The sequence below is a fragment of the Flavobacterium terrae genome (assembly GCF_900142035.1).
Classification (GTDB): Bacteria; Bacteroidota; Bacteroidia; order Flavobacteriales; family Flavobacteriaceae; genus Flavobacterium; species Flavobacterium terrae.
This window is the reverse complement of the sequence record NZ_FQZI01000002.1, coordinates 241,122-259,800: the sequence shown is the minus strand read 5'-3', so window position 1 is coordinate 259,800 and position 18,679 is coordinate 241,122. Positions and strand designations below refer to the sequence as shown.

Sequence of the window (18,679 nt, the reverse complement as noted above, 5' to 3'; positions counted from 1 at the left end):
TTAAATACAATGAAAAAAATATTCCTTGCCTTTTTGGTATCAGGACAAATTATGTATGGACAAACCCCAATGCATAAAGACTCTGTAAAATCAAATCAATTAGAAGATATAGTTGTAACTGCAAACAGAGTGCAAACACATAAAAGTGAAGTTCCTGTTGCAATTTCGAAGTTATCTTTAAAAACAATTAATGAAACAAAAGCTATAAGTACTTATGAACTGTTAAATAAAACACCCGGTGTTTTAATGGTAAATTTAGGTAACGAGCAACATTCGATGGCTATCCGACAGCCAATGACTACAAATGCTTATTATTTGTATTTAGAAGACGGTTTGCCCATTAGACCAATGGGAGTTTTCAACCACAACGCTTTATTGGAAATTAACCAGTTCAATTTTCAAAGCATTGAAGTAGTTAAAGGTCCAGTGTCGTCTCTTTATGGCCCTGAAGCTGTTGGTGGCGCTGTTAATTTAATTTCTTTAGAACCTTCACTTCAGCCACAATTAAAAGTTGGTTTTCAAGCTGATCAATGGGGTTATAGAAGATTTCAGGTGGCAGGTGGAACTACTATAGGTAAAGTTGGATTCCATGTTGCAGGATTATCAAGCTCTCAGCGAAATTCTTGGATGACTTTTTCGGACTATAACAAGGATAATATTAATGCAAGGATTGATTACAATATTTCCAATAAAATAAAGCTTTATGGGACTTTTTTCTATGGAGAATATTATTCAGATATGACTGGAACAGTAAATGAAGCTGATTTTTATAATCGAACCTATAAAAGTACTACCGATTTTACCTACCGTAAATCCAATGCTCTTAGAAGCAAGATTTCTTTTGAAGGGAAATGGAATAATAATTCAAACACTTCTTTTACAGTTTTTACCAGAAATAATAAATTGGGGCAAAATCCTTCGTATGGTATTCGTTGGACACAAGGAATAACAACTGCTAAAGGAGAAATTAATTCAAATAATTTTAAAAGTTACGGTTTAGTTGCACAACACAACCAAAAATTTGAGTTTCTAAGTTCTTCTATTGTGATTGGCGGACTATTTGATTATTCGCCAGTTGATTACAATGCATATCAAATAGATTTACTAGCTAATTTAAATCCAGGAGGTCAAACGGTTAATAATTACCAAATTTTAGCGGTTCGTCCAGACATTAAACTTTCAGATTATGAGGCAGATATATATAACAAAGCGACCTTTGCTCAATTAAGTCTTAAGCCTTTGCAAAACGTAATTATCACTCTTGGAGGTCGGTATGATAATATGAGTTTAGATTATATAAATAATGTAGATAAATCAAAAGGTGATAAAGTTTATGACCAATTTACTTTTAAAGCTGGAGCCAATTATAATCCATTCACTTTTGCTGGGTTTTATACAAATTATTCTCAAGGATTTTCACCACCTGCACTTACTTCAATTTTTAGAGCAAAACCAGGAACAGGAGGAATGAATCCAAAGCCAGCAGAGTTTTATTATAATTTAGAATCTGCAAAATTTAATAATTATGAAGCAGGAGGTTGGGTGAGTTTACTTGATAAAAAACTACAATTCGATTATTCTCTGTATTATATGGAAGGTAAAAATGAATTGTTGAATATTCGTCAACCTGATAATTCAACCGATTATCAATCGGCTGGAAAAACATTGCATAAAGGAATTGAGTTTTCGCTTAATTATGCTGTGTGTTCTCAATTTAAAATTAGAGTAGGAGGAACAACTGCTCAACATATTTTTGTCGATTTTAAAATTTCTGATAAACCATCAGATCCAGTAAAAAACTTAAATGGTTTCGAGATGCCTTCAGCTCCAAAATGGACTGGAAATTCTGAAGTAAGTTATTACCCTGAATGGTTGCCAAATTTTAGAGCTTCTCTAGAATGGCAAATGGTTTCTAGTTGGTATCAAGATCAAATTAATACTGTAAAATATCAAGGTTACAATATTTTTAATTCGAGAGTTGGTTATCAATGGAGAGGATTTGAATTTTTTGTAAATGCTATGAACGTTACCGACAAATTGTATGCTTATAATGTTACCAAAGGTAATACAGCTTCATCACCAGCTACATACACCGCTGCGTCGCCAAGCACTTTCGTTTTTGGTTTGCAGTATAGTTTGTTCTTAAATAAAAAGCCTCATTAAGAGGCTTTTTTTAATTGGTAAAGATTATTAATCTATTTTCTATTTCTACCAATGAAAATTCATATTGCTTTGCAATCCACTGCATGGTTTCTTTTTGGTATATAAACACATGAGTATGGTCTTTTATGTAATACCATGAAGCAAAATCAATTTCGGGAGAATATAAATGCGTCATGATATATAGCTTACCATTTTCTTCTAAAAGACTTTTCAATAATTTAAATTCTTCGTCAGGATGATGAAAATGTTCTACTACTTCGCATGAGGCTATATAATCGTATTTTTTTTTAAGTAATTCTTTGTGATTATGAAAGAATGGATCGTATTGCTTAATGCTGTAATTATTGTCTTTTAAAACTTTTGAAACCGCAGAACCCGTTCCAGCGCCAAAATCTAAACCTTTATGAGAATCGTTAAAGTCATTCAGAATTGAATTTGTAATAGGGGAAACAAAGTTTTGATACCCTTTGTCTTCTACATCATTGTTATGATATTCGTAATGTTTCTTTTCATCTTCAGAATTCATGTAGTTTTCTTTGGATAAAAAAATACCAAAACATTTTGGGCATTTATAATACATACGAGTTTTTACTTCTTCAAAAAAAGTGCTTTCAGTTTGACAAAGTGGACAAGGAAGATTCATATTCAAATATAAAAAATCCCTAACAACAAATCGTAGTTAGGGATTTTATTTACTATAGTTTTATAATATTATTCTTGAACGATAACCCATTCGCCAGAAGCTAAAAGTTGTTCAGCTTTTTTGAATTTCATAGTTTCAGATTTTCCGCTCATCACATGTTTGATTGTAACATTATCATTACGGTTAATCTTTGGTTGATCACGAACAATAGTTTCTGTAACGTGGTGTTGTGGTTGACCAGCATTTTGCATTGCTTCTCTATTACGTTCAGCTTGCTCTTCCATGTTTAACACTTCGTCTTTACTCTCTATGTAATTTTCATGATGAACTTCTTCAACTGCTTCTTGAATGTTAGTATTTTGTTGAGGTAAATCTCCTTTGAAAAGGAAAGAAATCACATCTTTATTGATACCATCTAACATGTTTTTGAACAAGTTGAATGCTTCAAACTTATAAATCAACAATGGATCTTTTTGTTCGTGTACTGCTAACTGGACAGATTGTTTTAACTCATCCATTTTGCGTAAATGCTTTTTCCAAGCCTCGTCAACAATGGCTAGAGTGATGTTCTTTTCAAAATCAGCTACTAATTGTTTTCCTTGAGATTCGTATGCTTTCTTTAAATCTGTTACAACGTTTAACGATTTAATTCCGTCAGAGAAAGGAACAATAATTCTCTCGAATTGATTATTTGGATTCTCATAAATGTTTTTAATGATAGGTAAAGCTTCGTTAGCATCTCTATCGTTTTTAGCTTGATAATATTCTGATGCTGCTTTGTAAACTTTACCAGTAATTTCTTGATCTGATAATCTTCCAAAATCAGCTTCACTTACAGGAGATGTTATTGATAAATAACGAATTAATTCAAATTCGAAATTTTTGAAATCTTTAGATAATTTGTTTTTTTCTACAATGTTATCACAAACATCATAAATCATGTTAGCAATATCCAGTTTTAAACGCTCACCATGTAAAGCATGACGACGACGTTTGTAAACTACCTCACGCTGAGAGTTCATTACGTCATCATATTCTAATAGACGTTTACGAACACCGAAGTTGTTTTCTTCTACTTTCTTTTGAGCTCTTTCAATAGATTTTGTCATCATAGAGTGTTGGATAACTTCACCTTCTTTTAAGCCCATTCTGTCCATAACTTTTGCTACACGATCAGAACCAAATAAACGCATTAAGTTATCTTCTAATGATACATAAAATTGAGAGCTTCCTGGATCTCCTTGACGACCAGCACGACCACGTAACTGACGGTCAACACGACGTGAATCGTGACGTTCTGTACCAATGATTGCTAAACCACCAGCAGCTTTTACTTCGTCAGTTAATTTAATATCGGTACCACGACCAGCCATATTTGTAGCAATAGTTACCACTCCTGGTTTACCAGCTTCGGCAACAATTTGTGCTTCTTGCTTGTGTAATTTAGCATTTAATACATTGTGTTGAATACCTTTCATTTTAAGCATACGGCTTAATAATTCTGATATTTCAACTGAAGTTGTACCAATTAACACAGGACGTCCTTCATTTACTAATTGTTGAACATCTTCTGCAACAGCGTTGAATTTTTCACGAACAGAACGATAAATTAAATCTTCTTTATCTTTACGAGCAATTCCTCTGTTTGTTGGAATTTCAACAACATCTAATTTGTATATTTCCCAAAACTCACCTGCTTCAGTTACAGCTGTACCCGTCATACCTCCTAATTTGTTGTACATACGGAAGTAATTTTGAAGTGTAATTGTAGCGTAAGTTTGTGTAGCGTCTTCGATTTTTACATTTTCTTTTGCTTCAATAGCTTGGTGTAATCCATCTGAATAACGACGACCATCCATGATACGTCCAGTTTGCTCATCAACAATCATTACTTTGTTGTCCATGATAACATATTCTGTATCTTTTTCGAATAAAGTATATGCTTTTAATAACTGAGTTAAGGTATGGATACGCTCACTTTTTACAGAGAAATCAGCAAACAAAGCTTCTTTTTGTTCAGCTTCTTCTTCTTTCGAAAGGTTTAATTTTTCAATACGAGCAATTTCAGTTCCAATGTCTGGTAAAACGAAGAATCTATCATCAGTAGTTTTTGATAATTCTTTGATTCCGCTTTCTGTTAATTCTACCTGATTGTTTTTTTCTTCAATAACAAAGTATAGAGCCTCATCAATGATTGGCATTTTACGGTTGTTATCTTGCATGTATTCATTTTCAGTTTTTTGAAGTAATTGTTTTACTCCTTCTTCTGATAAGAATTTAATTAAAGCTTTGTTTTTAGGTAAAGCACGGTGAGCACGTAATAATTGTACGCCACCTTCTTTAGTGTTGCCAGATGAAATTAATTTTTTGGCTTCAGCTAAAAATCCGTTAGCTAATTGACGTTGGATAGCAACTAAATCTTCAATTTTTGGTTTTAATTCATTGAATTCGTGACGGTCACCATCTGTAACTTGACCAGAAATAATTAATGGTGTACGAGCATCATCAATTAATACAGAGTCAACCTCATCCACAATAGCAAAATTATGTTTGCGTTGTACTAAGTCGTTAGGTGAGTGTGACATGTTATCACGAAGGTAATCGAAACCAAATTCGTTGTTAGTTCCGTAAGTGATATCAGCGTTGTAAGCTTTTTTACGAGCGTCAGAGTTAGGTTGGTGATTGTCAATACAATCAACAGTTAATCCGTGGAATTCGAATAAAGGTGCTTTCCAAGTACTATCACGTTTTGCAAGATAGTCATTCACAGTTACTAAGTGAACACCATTTCCAGTTAAAGCATTTAAGTATAAAGGAAGTGTTGCTACTAATGTTTTACCTTCACCTGTTTGCATTTCGGCAATTTTACCTTGATGTAGTACCACACCACCAATCATTTGAACATCATAGTGGATCATGTCCCAAGTAATTGCTTTTCCAGCAGCATCCCAAGAGTTTGCCCATACTGCATTGTCTCCTTGAATTGAGATGTAAGGTTTTGTAGCAGATAACTCCAAATCTTTTGGAGTAGCAGTAACTGTTATTTCTGTGTTTTCTTTAAAACGACGAGCAGTTTCTTTTACTACAGCAAATGCTTCAGGAAGAATTTCGTTTAATGTTTTTTCTGAAATTTCGTAAGCTTCTTTTTCCAGTTTGTCTATTTCGTTGTAAACATCTTCTCTAGCATCAACATCAGAAATACTTTCTACTTCTTGTTTTAATGCAGTTATTTTTGCGTCCTTATCGGCACGAGATTGTTTGATTTTGTCTTTAAACTCAGTAGTCTTTGCTCTTAACTGGTCATTAGAAAGTTGCGAAAGTGCTCCTTCAAATGATTTTATTTTATTTATAATAGGTTGGATTGCTTTTACATCTTTTTCAGATTTATCACCAACAAAAACCTTCAATATGCTGTTTATGAAGCTCATAGTATTTATTTTAAAAATGTGTAAAATTAACCAAAAAAAAAGTCTCCAAAGAGACTTTTTTAGTAGGTTTTATTTTTATTAATATTCATCCTCGTTCCAAAGATAATCTTCGTCTGTTGGATAATCTGGCCAAATTTCCTCCATCGACTCGTAAATTTCGCCTTCATCCTCGATAGATTGTAAGTTTTCTACCACCTCTAGAGGTGCACCAGTTCTAATGGCGTAGTCGATTAATTCGTCTTTAGTAGCAGGCCACGGAGCATCACTTAAATACGATGCTAATTCTAATGTCCAATACATCTCAGTAAAAATTTTAATTTGTGCAAATATAATTTTTCTACAAAAAAAATCAAGTTTTTTTTGATTTATTTTCAGTTAAATTTAAGAACGTCTTTTTTTGATTATTTAGCCTTAGTTTTTAATGAATAAAACTAATGATCAATAGCTATTTTCTAGGTATCCATGGTACCTCATTAGCGTACAAATCATGTGACAACTTTCGTGCCAGTACAAAAAGGTAGTCAGAAAGTCTGTTTAAGTACTTTAAAACAAGTTCATCAGTAGGTTCAATTTCATGTAAATGTGTAGCTAAACGCTCAGCGCGACGGCATACACAACGTGCTATATGACAATATGACACGGTTGTGTGACCTCCTGGCAAAACAAAATGCGTCATAGGAGGTAGATCGGCCTCCATAGTATCAATTTCTTTTTCTAAATATTCGATATCAATTTCTGTGATTCCTAGATTTTGAAGTCGTTTTTCTCCGTTTTTTAGAACTTCTTTTTCAGGAGGAGTAGCTAAAATGGCTCCAAGTGTGAATAACCTATCTTGAACTTCGATTAAAACATTTTTGTATAACGAATTGATGTCTTGATCACGAATAAGTCCTATGTGCGAATTTAGTTCATCAACTGTACCGTAACTTTCTATTCTTATATGATGTTTAGGGACACGTGTTCCGCCAAATAAAGCTGTGGTTCCTTTGTCACCTGTTTTTGTATAAACTTTCATAAGTTTTAAATGTAAATTTTCTTTTTAAATATATATAAACCAACTATTTGGCCAGATTTATCAATAGTAATTTTTATTGTAAGTTCACCATTTTCATTCTGAGAATCATATATTCCTTGTGTTGTCTTTTGTTTGTTTTCTTTATACTTTAAAATCTCTAAATTCAAAATCGCTCCATTTTCAATTCTTATTCTTGAAAAAAAATCATGAAAGTATTCTTTAGTTTTAGCTTTTTGCATTTTTTCTGAAAATGATTGAAATATTCCTTCAAAATTGTAGTTATTGAAATTTTGTATAAAAGTATTGGTAACTGTTTTATGAGTCACATTTTGTGAAAAACAAATAGTAGATGCTAGAAAGAATAATATTAGTATTGTTTTTTTCATTAAAACAAATATTGCATCAAATATATTATATTATTACTGATGGTGAAAGATTTGTTTTAATCATTAGTTTGGAGAATAAAAAAAGACTGCTTATAAGAGCAGTCTTTTTTTTAGAAACATATTACAGACTAATATCCAAAAATCTCTTCTAAAGAAACTTTCTTTACATCACCTAATTTTTTCATATCATCCATAGATATTTTTTTCTCTGAAGCCACGATAGCATATGTATACGGTTTTCCTGAAAGATTATTTTTGTGGAAATTTTGCACATCTTGCATAGTGATAGCATCAACAGAGTTGTATATTTTCTTTCTAATATCTGAAGTTTCACCTAATTGTTTGTTTGCTAAATAGGAGAAAATAATGTTGTCTTGAGTGATACGTTCTGTTTGAATGTCTTTTTTAACGCCAGTTTTAGCTAATTCTAAATTAGTTGGTAATTCAGGCATTTTTATCAATAATTCATTCATGGCAGTCGTAGCTTCTTTGAATTTATCTGCTTGGCTACCCACATATCCTAACATGTAGTATTCTTGTTCTTTTTTTTGTGGAGCTATATAGTAACCATAAGTGCTATACGCTAATGCTTTACTTTCTCTGATAGTTTGAAATACTAATGACCCCATACCTCCACCAAAATAGTTATTGAAAACATTTACGATTGTTGATTTGTTTGAATCATAATTTTCAGTGTTTCTAATCCAACGAGTTTCAGCCTGTACCATATCATAATCAGCAAACAATACTTGATTAGAGGTTTGTGCAATTTGTTTGAAATCTTTCATAGCAGGCGCTAAAGCAAATGATGCTGGAACTGTATGAATAGTTTTTAACTTACCAACTAAAGCTGTTAATGGTTGAGGACCATAATAAATGATTGTTTGTTCGAAGTTGTTTAAATTTTTAATATGGTCTAATAATTCTTGTGCAGTAATAGCTTCTAAATCTTTATCAGAAAGTGTATTGTTGAATTTATTTTTAGGACCATACTGTGCATAACTAGTTAATCCTTGAAGAATTGCACCTTTGTTTGCTTTTGCGTCTTTACGAGCTTTTGCTAAACGAGCTTTTAATGCTTTTAACGCAACTTCATCTGCTTTTACGTTGTTGATAACATCTTCAAATAACGTAACTGCTTTTTCAAAATTTTCCTGTAAACCTTCAATTGAAACCGTTGTGTATTCTTCTCCAGTAGTTACACTGAAACTACATGCTATTTTATAAAACTCTTTTGAAATTTGTTCTGCACTCATTTTGTCAGTTCCTAAAAATTGAATGTATTGAGAGGCGATTGATTGCTTTAAATCGTTTAATGAACCAATTTTATAACGGTATTTTAAACGGAAAATATCATTGTCTTTATTTGCTACATACAATACTTCAGCTTTACCTAATTTAGATTTTTCGATATCTTTATTAAAATCTAAGAACACTGGTTGTGCAGAAATACTAGGCATTTCATTTACCATTTTTACAAAATCTGATTGTTTATCAGCATTTGTTTCTACAGGTGTAATTGAAGGTTTCTCTATTTTGTTTGATTTTGGAGCTTCACCTTTACGTTTTAAGATAGCGACATAGTTTTCTCCCAAATATTTATTTACAAATGCAACAATGTCTTCTTTTTTGATTTTAGATAAATCATTTACATAAGCTACTTGATCTTTCCAGTCTAATTCAGAAGTAAAAGCATCCATTAATGTGCTTGCTCTATCTGAATATTTTTCAGTTTCGTAAATTTTAGATTTTTTGATATTATTGATGATAGAAGGAATCAAGTTGTCATCAAAATTTCCTTTTCTCAAATTTTCAATTTCAGCCAATACTAAGGTTTTTACATCTTCTAAAGATTGTCCATTTGTAGGAGCTGCAGAGAAATATAGAACTCCATAATCTATTAGCGAATAAGTGAAAGCGCTGGCTCTAAGTAATTTTTGTTGTTTAACTAAGTTTAAATCTAATAAACCTGCTTTTCCGTTAGTTAAAATTTTACCAACTAAATCGGCCAATAATGCATCTTTATCTTTGTTTCCTGGTAAACGATAACCAATTGTTAAGCTTTCAGCATCTGGACCTACTATCTCTCTTATGATTGGTGCTGAAATTGGGCTTTCTGGTTGGAAAGTATATTTTTCAACTGGCTTATTTTGCATTGAACCAAAAGCCTTGTCAATTTTTACAATAACTTCATCCGGATTGAAATCTCCAGATAAAATAACCCCCATATTATTAGGAACATAATATTTATTAAAATACTTTCGAATTTCTACTAATGAAGGATTCTTTAAATGTTCAACTGTTCCAATAGTAGTTTGTAAGCCATAGTTGTGTTTTTGGAATAAATTAGCAAATAATGTTTCGAAAACTTTACGTCCATCATTATCCAAAGTTCTGTTTTTCTCTTCATATACCGCTTCTAATTCAGTGTGAAAAATACGTAAAACAGGATTACGGAAACGTTCTGCTTGAACTGCTAAATATTTATCGATGGAACTACTTGGAACGTCATCAGTATAAACAGTTTGTTCAAAAGATGTAAAAGCATTTGTCCCTTGAGCTCCCATAGCACTCATCATTTTATCATATTCATTAGCAATGGCATATTTACTAGCAACTCCTGAAATTGAATCAATTTTTTTATAAATTGCTTTACGTTGACCTTCATCAGTTGTTTTGTTGTATTGCTCATACAACCCATCTATTTTGTTTAGCTCTACTTGTTCTTTAGCCCAATCTAAAGAACCATATTTATCCGTTCCTTTGAACAACATATGTTCTAAATAGTGAGCTAGTCCTGTATTTGTTGATGGATCTGTTTTGCTTCCTGCTTTAACTGCTACATATGCTTGAATTCTGGGGTCTTTTTTTGTAGGACTTAAAATTACAGTTAGTCCATTTTTTAAAGTATAAAAACGTGCTTTTGTAGGGTCATTGGTCACATATTTATAGGCGTAACCATTCACTGAGGCTTCTTTCCACTGATGTTGGCTTTGAGCAAATACTATAGAGGAAAATAGTATTGCTAAAATTGCAAATTTTAATTTGTTTAGCATTATTTAGTTTAATTAATTTAATTAATTTAATAAATCAAAAATAGTAGGAGATTTTTTATAAAATGATAATGAAATGTTAATTGTTTTATTTTGTGTTATCACTTTCAATAAGACCATCTCTAAGACGAATAATTCTATGTGCATGTTGTGCAATATCCTCTTCGTGAGTTACTAGAATTACAGTATTGCCATTAGCATGGATTTCATCAAAAAGCCTCATGATTTCTACAGAAGTCTTACTGTCAAGATTTCCTGTAGGCTCATCTGCAAGAATGATAGAAGGTTTGTTTACTAATGCACGAGCAACTGCGACACGCTGACGTTGCCCTCCTGAAAGCTGATTGGGCTGATGGTCCATACGATCTCCTAAACCAACCTGATTAAGAACTTCTTTAGCGCGATTTGTTCTGTCGGTCTTCGAATAACCAGCATAAATCATAGGTAATGCCACATTATCTAAAGCAGTTGTTCTTGGTAATAAGTTGAAAGTCTGAAAAACAAATCCAATTTCTTTGTTTCGTATTTCAGCTAATTCATCATCGACCATTTGGCTCACATCTTTGTTATTCAAGATATACGTTCCAGAAGTAGGAGTGTCTAAACAACCTAAAAGATTCATTAAGGTAGATTTTCCAGAACCAGAAGGCCCCATTAAAGCTACATATTCACCTTTATTAATTTGTAAGTCGATGCCTTTTAAAACGTTTATAGTTTCGCTTCCAAGTTGGAAATCACGTTTTATGTCTTTTATGTCAATTAATGAATGGGTCATTTAGTTTGAAGTTTAACTTTGGCATATTAGACATAAAAATAAAAAAATGTTACACTATTTAAGATTTGTATTTGATAATTTATAGCCTAATTATAAAATGTTCTTTTTCTTGTTCTCTTCTAAAGAATACTAATCCCCATTGAAAGGTGTCAATTGTAACTTTTACTTTTGGATGATTTTTTATTGTTTTCCAAGCTTCTTCCATGTCTTGTGACCAATGAATGTCATCAAAAATCCAAACACTTTCGTTTGTAATGGTTGGTAATAAGGTTTCAAAATATTCTAATGTGGCTTTTTTAGAATGATTACCATCGAAGTAGATTAAGTCGAAAGTAGAAAACGAAGTATTTCTTAAATATACAGAGAATTCAGCTACTTCTGATTTGATATTATTAAATCTAAAATTCTCAAATTGATTTTGTGCAACTCTTGATGTTTCTGTACAGCCTTCTAATGTTGTAATTACAGCCTTTTGATTTCCTGTTGAAAGGGCAGAAGTCGCTAAACCTAGAGAAGTTCCTATTTCTAAAATAGCTGAAGGTTGAAAATAGCGAACAATCCTAAATAAAAGTCTTGCTCTTTTTTTTGAGATTCCTGCATTTTTAGCAATAGCAGATATTTTTCTTTGATTACTTTTAAAAACACGAGAGCCAGCGCCAAAATCGGTTACTTCAATAGTATTGTTGTTTTGAAGTAAACTGTTTCGGTATTCTTTTAAAGTCAGGTATTCAGGGTGATTAGTTTTATCATAAAAACATCTGGTTACTAAATTAAATACAAAAGGGGAGTGCACTCCGTGTTCATTTGTGGAGTTTTTTAGAAAATTGAAATATGATTTTATGATTTGTAGCATTTTACCCTTCCATCTTAGCGCTCAACTCAAACCAACGTTCTTCTTTTTCTTCCATCTTTTTGATGATGTTTTGTAACTCGTTAGCTTTTTTCTCAATATCTGCATCGGCTACTTTTCCATCCGAAAATAAAGCTTCAATTTCCTTTTTCTTGTGCTCTAAATCTTTGATTTCGCGCTCAATTTTCTGAAATTCCTTTTGTTCGTTGAATGATAAGCCAGAAGTTGTAGGATTGTTTTGTTTCCAGTTTACTTTTTCCTTCGCTTCTTCTTTTACTGGTTCGATACTGTCTTCATAAGCTCTAAAGTCGGAATAATTTCCAGGGAAGTTTTCAATTTCTCCTTGACCTCTAAAAACAAATAAATTATCAACGATTTTGTCCATAAAATAACGGTCGTGAGAAACTACTACAAGACATCCGGGGTAATCTAACAAGAAGCTTTCAAGTACATTTAAAGTCACAATGTCCAAATCGTTAGTTGGCTCATCTAGAATCAAGAAGTTTGGATTTTGAATTAAAACGGTACATAAATACAAACGTTTCAATTCACCCCCACTTAGTTTTTCTACGTAATCGTATTGTTTTTTAGAATCAAATAAAAAACGCTCTAATAATTGTGAAGCCGAAATTATTCTACCTTTTGCTAACGGAATGTATTCTCCGTACTCTTTAATAATGTCAATAACTCGTTGACCTGGTTTAGGATCGATGCCACTTTGAGTATAGTAACCAATTTTAATTGTATCCCCTTTGATTACTTTTCCGCTATCTAAAGGAATAGTTCCAGTAAGTAAGTTCAAAAAAGTTGATTTTCCTGTTCCATTTTTTCCAATGATGCCAATTCGTTCACCACGTTGAAAGTCATAACTAAAATTATCAAGTATGACCTTTTCTTTGAATTTTTTAGAGATTTTATGAAGCTCGATAATTTTACTACCCATACGCTCCATATTGATTTCAAGCTCAACTACATTTTCCTTACGACGACTCTGTGCTTTTTCTTTGATAACGTAAAAATCATCTTGGCGTGATTTTGATTTGGTAGTACGAGCTTTAGGCTGGCGACGCATCCATTCCAATTCTTTTACGAATAAGTTTTTGGCTTTGTCGATGCTAGCATTTTCTGAAGTTATTCTTTCTTCTTTCTTTTCTAAATAATATGAGTAATTTCCTTTGTATTGGTATAATTTCCCGTTGTCAAGTTCAATGATTTCGTTACAAACACGTTCCAAGAAGAAACGGTCATGTGTCACCATGAACAAAGTAATATTTTCTTTTGCGAAATAACTTTCCAACCATTCAATCATTTCTAAATCCAAGTGATTGGTAGGTTCGTCAAGAATTAATAAATCAGGACGATTGATTAATATAATAGCTAATGAAAGACGCTTTTTTTGTCCACCCGAAAGATTTTTGACTTTTAATTTAAAGTCTTCTAGCTTTAGTTTGAATAAAATCTGCTTGAATTGCGTTTCAAAATCCCAAGCATTGTGACGGTCCATATCATCAAAAGCTTTTTGGTAAACTTCTTCATCTTCTGGATTTTCTAATGCTTTTTCATAACGCTCAATTACTTTCAATATCTCATTATCAGAAGCGAAAATACTTTCTTCAATAGTTAATTCATCTTGTAAATTATGATCCTGAGATAGAAAAGCCATTTTAATATCCTTGCGCACTACAACTTGTCCTGTGTCTGGTTCGTCTTCACCATTAAGGATTTTCATGATACAAGTTTTTCCTGAACCATTCTTGGCAATGAAGGCTATTTTTTGATCTTTGTTAATTCCGAATGAGATGTTTTCGAACAAAGTGCGTTCGCCAAATGATTTTGATATATTTTCGACTGAAAGGTAATTCACTTTTTAAGTATGAGTTATATGTTATGAGTTGCAAAAGTAATCTTTTGAAATTAAATTTTGTCACTTTGAAAGATTGCAACTTTAGCAGTTAAAATATATCTTCGCAAGATGCAACTTTCAGTAATCATTCTCAATTACAACGTTCGATACTTTTTAGAACAATGCGTTTTGAGTGTTCAAAAAGCACTTCAAAACATTGATGGAGAAATTATTGTGGTAGATAATTTTTCTCAGGACGACAGTTGCCAAATGATAAAACAACGATTTCCTGGTGTAAAACTGATTGAGAACAAGGTGAATTTTGGCTTTCCAAAAGGAAATAACATTGGTGTTGCTGAAGCTAAAGGCGAATATATATGTATTTTAAATCCTGATACTGTTGTTGCTGAAGATACTTTTGAAAAAGTACTGCAGTTTGCCCAAACGAAAACGGATTTAGGTATTGTTGGTTGTAAACTCATCGACGGAACAGGCAATTTCCTTCCCGAATGTAAGCGTGGTGTGCCTACACCTTGGGTGGCACTGACTAAAATTTTTGGTTTATATAAATTCTTTCCAAAATCTCCTTTATTTAATAAGTATTATGCACAGCATTTGGAAGATGATGAATCGGGCGAAGTTGATATTCTTGTGGGTGCGTTTATGGTAATGAAGAAAGATTTATACTTACAAGTAGGAGGTTTTGATGAAAACTGTTTTATGTATTCAGATGATATCGATTTGAGTTATTTGGTTCAAAAAGCAGGTTTTAAAAATTATTATTTCCACGAAACTTCTGTTATACATTATAAAGGAGAAAGTACAGTTCGTGATGAAAAATATGTGAAACGATTTAGTGAAGCGATGCAGTTTTTCTATAAAAAGCATTTTGGAGGCTCATGGTTTTTTAATCTTTTTATGAAGATTGGTATTTTCTTTTTTGTTTTGTTTAAAAAGAATCAACAAAAAGAGAATAAAGCAGATGTGAGCTCGTATTTGCTTATTTCCGAAGAAGATAGCTTTAAAGAATGTTTTGATAAGCATGCAAGAGTTCAAAAAATGAATAATAATTATCTTTATGAAATGTCTGCTAGCATAGAAGTGGTTTTAGACAACAATAGTTATTCATTTAAAGATATAATCGCCTTTATTGAAAATAGTAGAAACAAAGGATATACTTTTAAGATAATACCACAATCGACGAACTATATGATTGGTAGTAATAACGCAAACGATATAGGTGAAGTAATAAATTTAACAAAAATTGACTGATTCGTGGTGAATCGAACAAAAAAATGTTAATTTTGCAAACCGAATAAGGAAACACAACTTTAGTTTAAAAATATGGCAAAGTTTGAATTGAAATTACCCAAAATGGGAGAAAGCGTTGCAGAAGCAACCGTAACAAACTGGTTAAAAAATGTTGGTGACAAAATAGAACAAGATGAAGCTGTTCTTGAAATCGCTACAGATAAAGTAGATAGTGAAGTGCCTTCAGAAGTATCTGGAACACTTGTAGAAATATTATTCCAAAAAGATGATGTGGTGCAAGTTGGTCAAACAATTGCTATCATTGAAACTGAAGGTGGTGTTGTTGTAGCAGAAGCTCCAAAAGCAGAAACGGTTTCAACTCCAGTTGCAGAAGTTGCTAAAACAGTTGAAGTAGCAAAAGAAACTGCAGCTCCGGCAGATTTTTCAGGTTCGGATAAGTTTTTCTCTCCATTAGTAAAAAATATTGCTGCAGCTGAAGGAGTTTCTTTGGCTGAATTAGAATCGATTCAAGGTTCAGGTAAAGATGGCCGTGTAAATAAAGAAGATTTATTAAATTATATTAAAAATAGAGGTAGTAAGCCTGCTACGGCAGTTGCTGAAGCTCCAAAATCAGTTTCTGCTCCAGTTCAAGCATCAACGCAAGCAGTTCCAGTATCAGTAAATGGTGCTGATGAAGTAGTTGAAATGGACAGAATGCGTAAGCTGATTTCAAAATACATGGTGGAATCAGTACAAACATCTGCACACGTTCAATCATTCATTGAAGTTGATGTGACAAACATCGTGAAATGGAGAGATAAGGTGAAAAACGCTTTCGAAAAGAGAGAAGGAGAGAAGTTAACTTTTACTCCAATCTTTATGGAAGCTGTTGCAAAAGCATTAAGAGATTTCCCTGGAATGAATATTTCAGTAGAAGGAGAATATATTGTTAAAAAGAAAAATATCAACTTAGGTATGGCTGCCGCTTTACCAAATGGAAACTTGATTGTCCCTGTAATTAAAAACGCAGATCAATTAAATCTAGTTGGAATGGCAAAAGCGGTTAATGATTTAGGAAACCGTGCAAAAGCTGGAAAATTAAAACCAGACGATACTCAAGGCGGAACTTATACAGTTACTAACGTTGGTACTTTTGGGTCAGTTTTCGGAACGCCTATCATCAACCAACCACAAGTAGGTATTTTAGCTTTAGGAGCTATTAGAAAAGTACCTGCAGTTATTGAAACTCCTGAAGGGGATTTTATTGGAATCCGCCAAAAAATGTTCCTATCACACTCATACGATCACAGAGTTGTTGATGGAGCTTTGGGGGGAAGTTTCGTGAAACGCGTTGCTGATTATCTTGAAGCTTGGGATATTAATAGAGATATTTAGTCTAAATCATAAATTGAAAACCACGCTTATTGCGTGGTTTTTTTATATTTGCTTATCAAATAAATAAAATGGAATTAAAACTAAACAGACCAATCTGTTTTTTTGACTTAGAAACTACAGGAATCGACGTTGGAAGAGACAGAATCGTAGAAATTGCAATAGTTAAAATATATCCCAACGGAAATAAAGAAAGTAAAACTTGGTTGGTAAATCCGACTATTCCCATTCCACCACAGTCAACTGCTGTACACGGAATCACTAATGAAAAGGTTGCGAATGAACCAACTTTCAAGGAATTAGCGTCTCAAATTCATAATATGATTAAAGATTCAGATTTGGCAGGATTCAATTCGGATCGTTTTGATATTCCTTTATTAGCTGAAGAATTATTACGAGCTGAGGTTGATTTTGACATGAAAAACAGAGTTTCTGTTGATGTGCAAACCATCTTTCATAAAATGGAGGAAAGAACTTTGAGTGCTGCGTACAAGTTTTATTGTGGACAAAGTTTAGAAAATGCCCACAGTGCAGCAGCAGATACTGAAGCAACTTATGAAATACTTAAAGCTCAGTTAGATCGTTATCCGGATTTAGAAAATGATATGAAATCATTGTCTGAATTTACGACACGTAAAAAGTTTGTGGATTTTGCAGGTTTTATAGCTTTAGATGCTGATGGTAATGAAATTTTCACTTTTGGAAAGCATAAAGGAGCATTAGTAGAAGAAGTGCTTGAGAAGGAACCTGGATATTTTGGTTGGATTCAAAATGCTGATTTTCCATTGTATACTAAAAAGGTTTTAACTGGTATTAAATTAAGAAAACTGAACACAAAACAGTAGTTGGTTTTAATGTTAGCGGATCGTTTTGTAATTCGTTAATGTTTATAACCAATAACTAAGAACTGAATATTATGAAAATAATCTGTATAGGTCGTAACTATGCTGACCACATTTCTGAATTAAATAATGAAAGACCAAGTGAGCCAGTAATTTTTATGAAGCCAGATACTGCTATTTTACCAAAGCAATTTCCATTTGTCATTCCTGAGTTTAGTGATGATGTGCATCATGAAGTGGAGATTTTGGTAAAAATAAATAAAGTAGGGAAGTATATTGATGCTAAATTTGCCCATAAATATTATGATGAAATAGGTTTAGGGATCGATTTTACTGCCCGAGATTTACAGTCAAAATTAAAAGAGAAAGGCTTGCCGTGGGAAAAAGCGAAGGCATTTGACGGTTCGGCGATAATAGGTGACTTTTTATCGAAAAAAGAGTTTGATTCTCTAGAAAATATTAACTTTGAATTAACCAAAAATGGTGAGACTGTTCAAAAAGGTAACACTAGTATGATGTTGTGGAAAATAGATGAAATTATTGCTCATGTTTCTGAATTTTTTACACTAAAAACAGGTGATATTATTTTTACAGGAACTCCAGCAGGAGTAGCAAAAGTTAGTCCTGATGATGTTTTGGAAGGGTTTATTGAAGAAAAACAATTATTTAAGATTCAAGTAAAATAATGGCAATACATTATAATTTAGCAAAAGTTTACGCAATATCAGATGATGACAAAGATTTTGTATTGCAAATAATAAATTTATTTGTTGATGAGGTACCGGGAGATATCAAAGAGATGAGAGAGGGTATCAAAGAAAAAGATTATGCTAAGGCATACAGTTTTGCTCATAAAACAAAACCAACTTTAGACTTGTTGGGAATGGATTCTGCAAAAGAAGAGATACTTCAAATAGAGCAATGGACTAGAGATAAAGGAAAAAAGAAAGAAATTAAAGAAGTTTATAAAAGCCTAAAAGAACGTGTTGACGCAGCACTTGATGAGGTGAAAAAAGATTTTAATTTATAATTTCCAAG

General features: G+C 32.5%; 15 protein-coding genes. 6 read left to right on the top strand and 9 right to left on the bottom strand.

Annotation, left to right across the window (positions count from 1 at the left end; genetic code table 11):
• The first annotated feature begins 9 nt into the window (after window positions 1-9).
• A complete protein-coding gene (locus BUC09_RS05435; protein WP_073309456.1) occupies window positions 10-2,163 on the top strand; it encodes a TonB-dependent receptor in 2,154 nt (717 codons plus the stop codon).
• 10 nt (window positions 2,164-2,173) lie between these two features.
• Here BUC09_RS05435 and BUC09_RS05430 read toward each other — a convergent pair whose 3' ends face one another.
• From BUC09_RS05430 to BUC09_RS05390, 9 genes are all read right to left on the bottom strand, one after another.
• Window positions 2,174-2,806, bottom strand: coding sequence for a class I SAM-dependent methyltransferase (locus tag BUC09_RS05430; RefSeq protein ID WP_073309453.1), 633 nt, complete (start codon window positions 2,804-2,806; stop codon window positions 2,174-2,176).
• A gap of 68 nt (window positions 2,807-2,874) precedes the next feature.
• Window positions 2,875-6,234, bottom strand: coding sequence for a preprotein translocase subunit SecA (secA, locus tag BUC09_RS05425; RefSeq protein WP_073309451.1), 3,360 nt, complete (start codon window positions 6,232-6,234; stop codon window positions 2,875-2,877).
• A gap of 78 nt (window positions 6,235-6,312) precedes the next feature.
• Complete coding sequence (locus tag BUC09_RS05420; protein WP_002986941.1) at window positions 6,313-6,534, bottom strand: DUF2795 domain-containing protein; 222 nt, start codon at window positions 6,532-6,534, stop codon at window positions 6,313-6,315.
• A 145-nt stretch (window positions 6,535-6,679) separates the two neighbouring features.
• Window positions 6,680-7,249, bottom strand: coding sequence for a cob(I)yrinic acid a,c-diamide adenosyltransferase (locus BUC09_RS05415; protein WP_073309449.1), 570 nt, complete (start codon window positions 7,247-7,249; stop codon window positions 6,680-6,682).
• A gap of 5 nt (window positions 7,250-7,254) precedes the next feature.
• A complete protein-coding gene (locus BUC09_RS05410) occupies window positions 7,255-7,635 on the bottom strand; it encodes a DUF3887 domain-containing protein (RefSeq protein ID WP_073309446.1) in 381 nt (126 codons plus the stop codon).
• A 128-nt stretch (window positions 7,636-7,763) separates the two neighbouring features.
• A complete protein-coding gene (locus BUC09_RS05405; RefSeq protein ID WP_073309444.1) occupies window positions 7,764-10,691 on the bottom strand; it encodes a M16 family metallopeptidase in 2,928 nt (975 codons plus the stop codon).
• A gap of 85 nt (window positions 10,692-10,776) precedes the next feature.
• Window positions 10,777-11,463: an ABC transporter ATP-binding protein gene (locus BUC09_RS05400; RefSeq protein ID WP_073309442.1), complete on the bottom strand. Its 687-nt coding sequence runs from the start codon at window positions 11,461-11,463 to the stop codon at window positions 10,777-10,779.
• Between the two features lie 79 nt (window positions 11,464-11,542).
• The gene (locus BUC09_RS05395) at window positions 11,543-12,316 is read right to left on the bottom strand and encodes an O-methyltransferase (RefSeq protein ID WP_073309440.1); all 774 of its coding nucleotides are present in this window, start codon (window positions 12,314-12,316) and stop codon (window positions 11,543-11,545) included.
• Between the two features lies 1 nt (window position 12,317).
• The gene (locus tag BUC09_RS05390) at window positions 12,318-14,177 is read right to left on the bottom strand and encodes an ABC-F family ATP-binding cassette domain-containing protein (RefSeq protein ID WP_073309438.1); all 1,860 of its coding nucleotides are present in this window, start codon (window positions 14,175-14,177) and stop codon (window positions 12,318-12,320) included.
• Between the two features lie 108 nt (window positions 14,178-14,285).
• Between BUC09_RS05390 and BUC09_RS05385 the strand changes: the two genes are divergently transcribed.
• The 5 genes from BUC09_RS05385 (at window position 14,286) to BUC09_RS05365 (ending at window position 18,671) form a co-directional block, all read left to right on the top strand.
• Window positions 14,286-15,428, top strand: coding sequence for a glycosyltransferase family 2 protein (locus BUC09_RS05385; protein WP_073309436.1), 1,143 nt, complete (start codon window positions 14,286-14,288; stop codon window positions 15,426-15,428).
• Window positions 15,429-15,500: 72 nt separating this feature from the next.
• Window positions 15,501-16,802: a dihydrolipoamide acetyltransferase family protein gene (locus BUC09_RS05380; RefSeq protein WP_073309435.1), complete on the top strand. Its 1,302-nt coding sequence runs from the start codon at window positions 15,501-15,503 to the stop codon at window positions 16,800-16,802.
• A 68-nt stretch (window positions 16,803-16,870) separates the two neighbouring features.
• Window positions 16,871-17,644 carry a 3'-5' exonuclease gene (locus BUC09_RS05375; RefSeq protein WP_073309433.1) on the top strand — a complete coding sequence of 258 codons (774 nt, stop codon included), beginning with the start codon at window positions 16,871-16,873 and terminating at the stop codon, window positions 17,642-17,644.
• 71 nt (window positions 17,645-17,715) lie between these two features.
• Entirely contained in the window at window positions 17,716-18,327 is a 612-nt protein-coding gene (locus BUC09_RS05370; protein ID WP_073309431.1) for a fumarylacetoacetate hydrolase family protein, read from the top strand.
• Complete coding sequence (locus BUC09_RS05365; protein WP_073309429.1) at window positions 18,327-18,671, top strand: Hpt domain-containing protein; 345 nt, start codon at window positions 18,327-18,329, stop codon at window positions 18,669-18,671. Before BUC09_RS05370 ends, BUC09_RS05365 begins: the two co-directional genes overlap by 1 nt.
• Window positions 18,672-18,679 lie beyond the last annotated feature (8 nt).

Excerpts from the sequence above, each read along its gene's own strand:
- BUC09_RS05420 (WP_002986941.1), bottom strand. The coding sequence starts at position 6,534 with ATGTATTGGACATTAGAATTAGCATCGTATTTAAGTGATGCTCCGTGG.
- BUC09_RS05435 (WP_073309456.1), top strand. The coding sequence starts at position 10 with ATGAAAAAAATATTCCTTGCCTTTTTGGTATCAGGACAAATTATGTAT.
- BUC09_RS05410 (WP_073309446.1), bottom strand. The coding sequence starts at position 7,635 with ATGAAAAAAACAATACTAATATTATTCTTTCTAGCATCTACTATTTGT.
- secA (WP_073309451.1), bottom strand. The coding sequence starts at position 6,234 with ATGAGCTTCATAAACAGCATATTGAAGGTTTTTGTTGGTGATAAATCT.
- BUC09_RS05370 (WP_073309431.1), top strand. The coding sequence starts at position 17,716 with ATGAAAATAATCTGTATAGGTCGTAACTATGCTGACCACATTTCTGAA.
- BUC09_RS05405 (WP_073309444.1), bottom strand. The coding sequence starts at position 10,691 with ATGCTAAACAAATTAAAATTTGCAATTTTAGCAATACTATTTTCCTCT.
- BUC09_RS05380 (WP_073309435.1), top strand. The coding sequence starts at position 15,501 with ATGGCAAAGTTTGAATTGAAATTACCCAAAATGGGAGAAAGCGTTGCA.
- BUC09_RS05365 (WP_073309429.1), top strand. The coding sequence starts at position 18,327 with ATGGCAATACATTATAATTTAGCAAAAGTTTACGCAATATCAGATGAT.
- BUC09_RS05395 (WP_073309440.1), bottom strand. The coding sequence starts at position 12,316 with ATGCTACAAATCATAAAATCATATTTCAATTTTCTAAAAAACTCCACA.
- BUC09_RS05430 (WP_073309453.1), bottom strand. The coding sequence starts at position 2,806 with ATGAATCTTCCTTGTCCACTTTGTCAAACTGAAAGCACTTTTTTTGAA.
- BUC09_RS05385 (WP_073309436.1), top strand. The coding sequence starts at position 14,286 with ATGCAACTTTCAGTAATCATTCTCAATTACAACGTTCGATACTTTTTA.
- BUC09_RS05400 (WP_073309442.1), bottom strand. The coding sequence starts at position 11,463 with ATGACCCATTCATTAATTGACATAAAAGACATAAAACGTGATTTCCAA.
- BUC09_RS05375 (WP_073309433.1), top strand. The coding sequence starts at position 16,871 with ATGGAATTAAAACTAAACAGACCAATCTGTTTTTTTGACTTAGAAACT.
- BUC09_RS05415 (WP_073309449.1), bottom strand. The coding sequence starts at position 7,249 with ATGAAAGTTTATACAAAAACAGGTGACAAAGGAACCACAGCTTTATTT.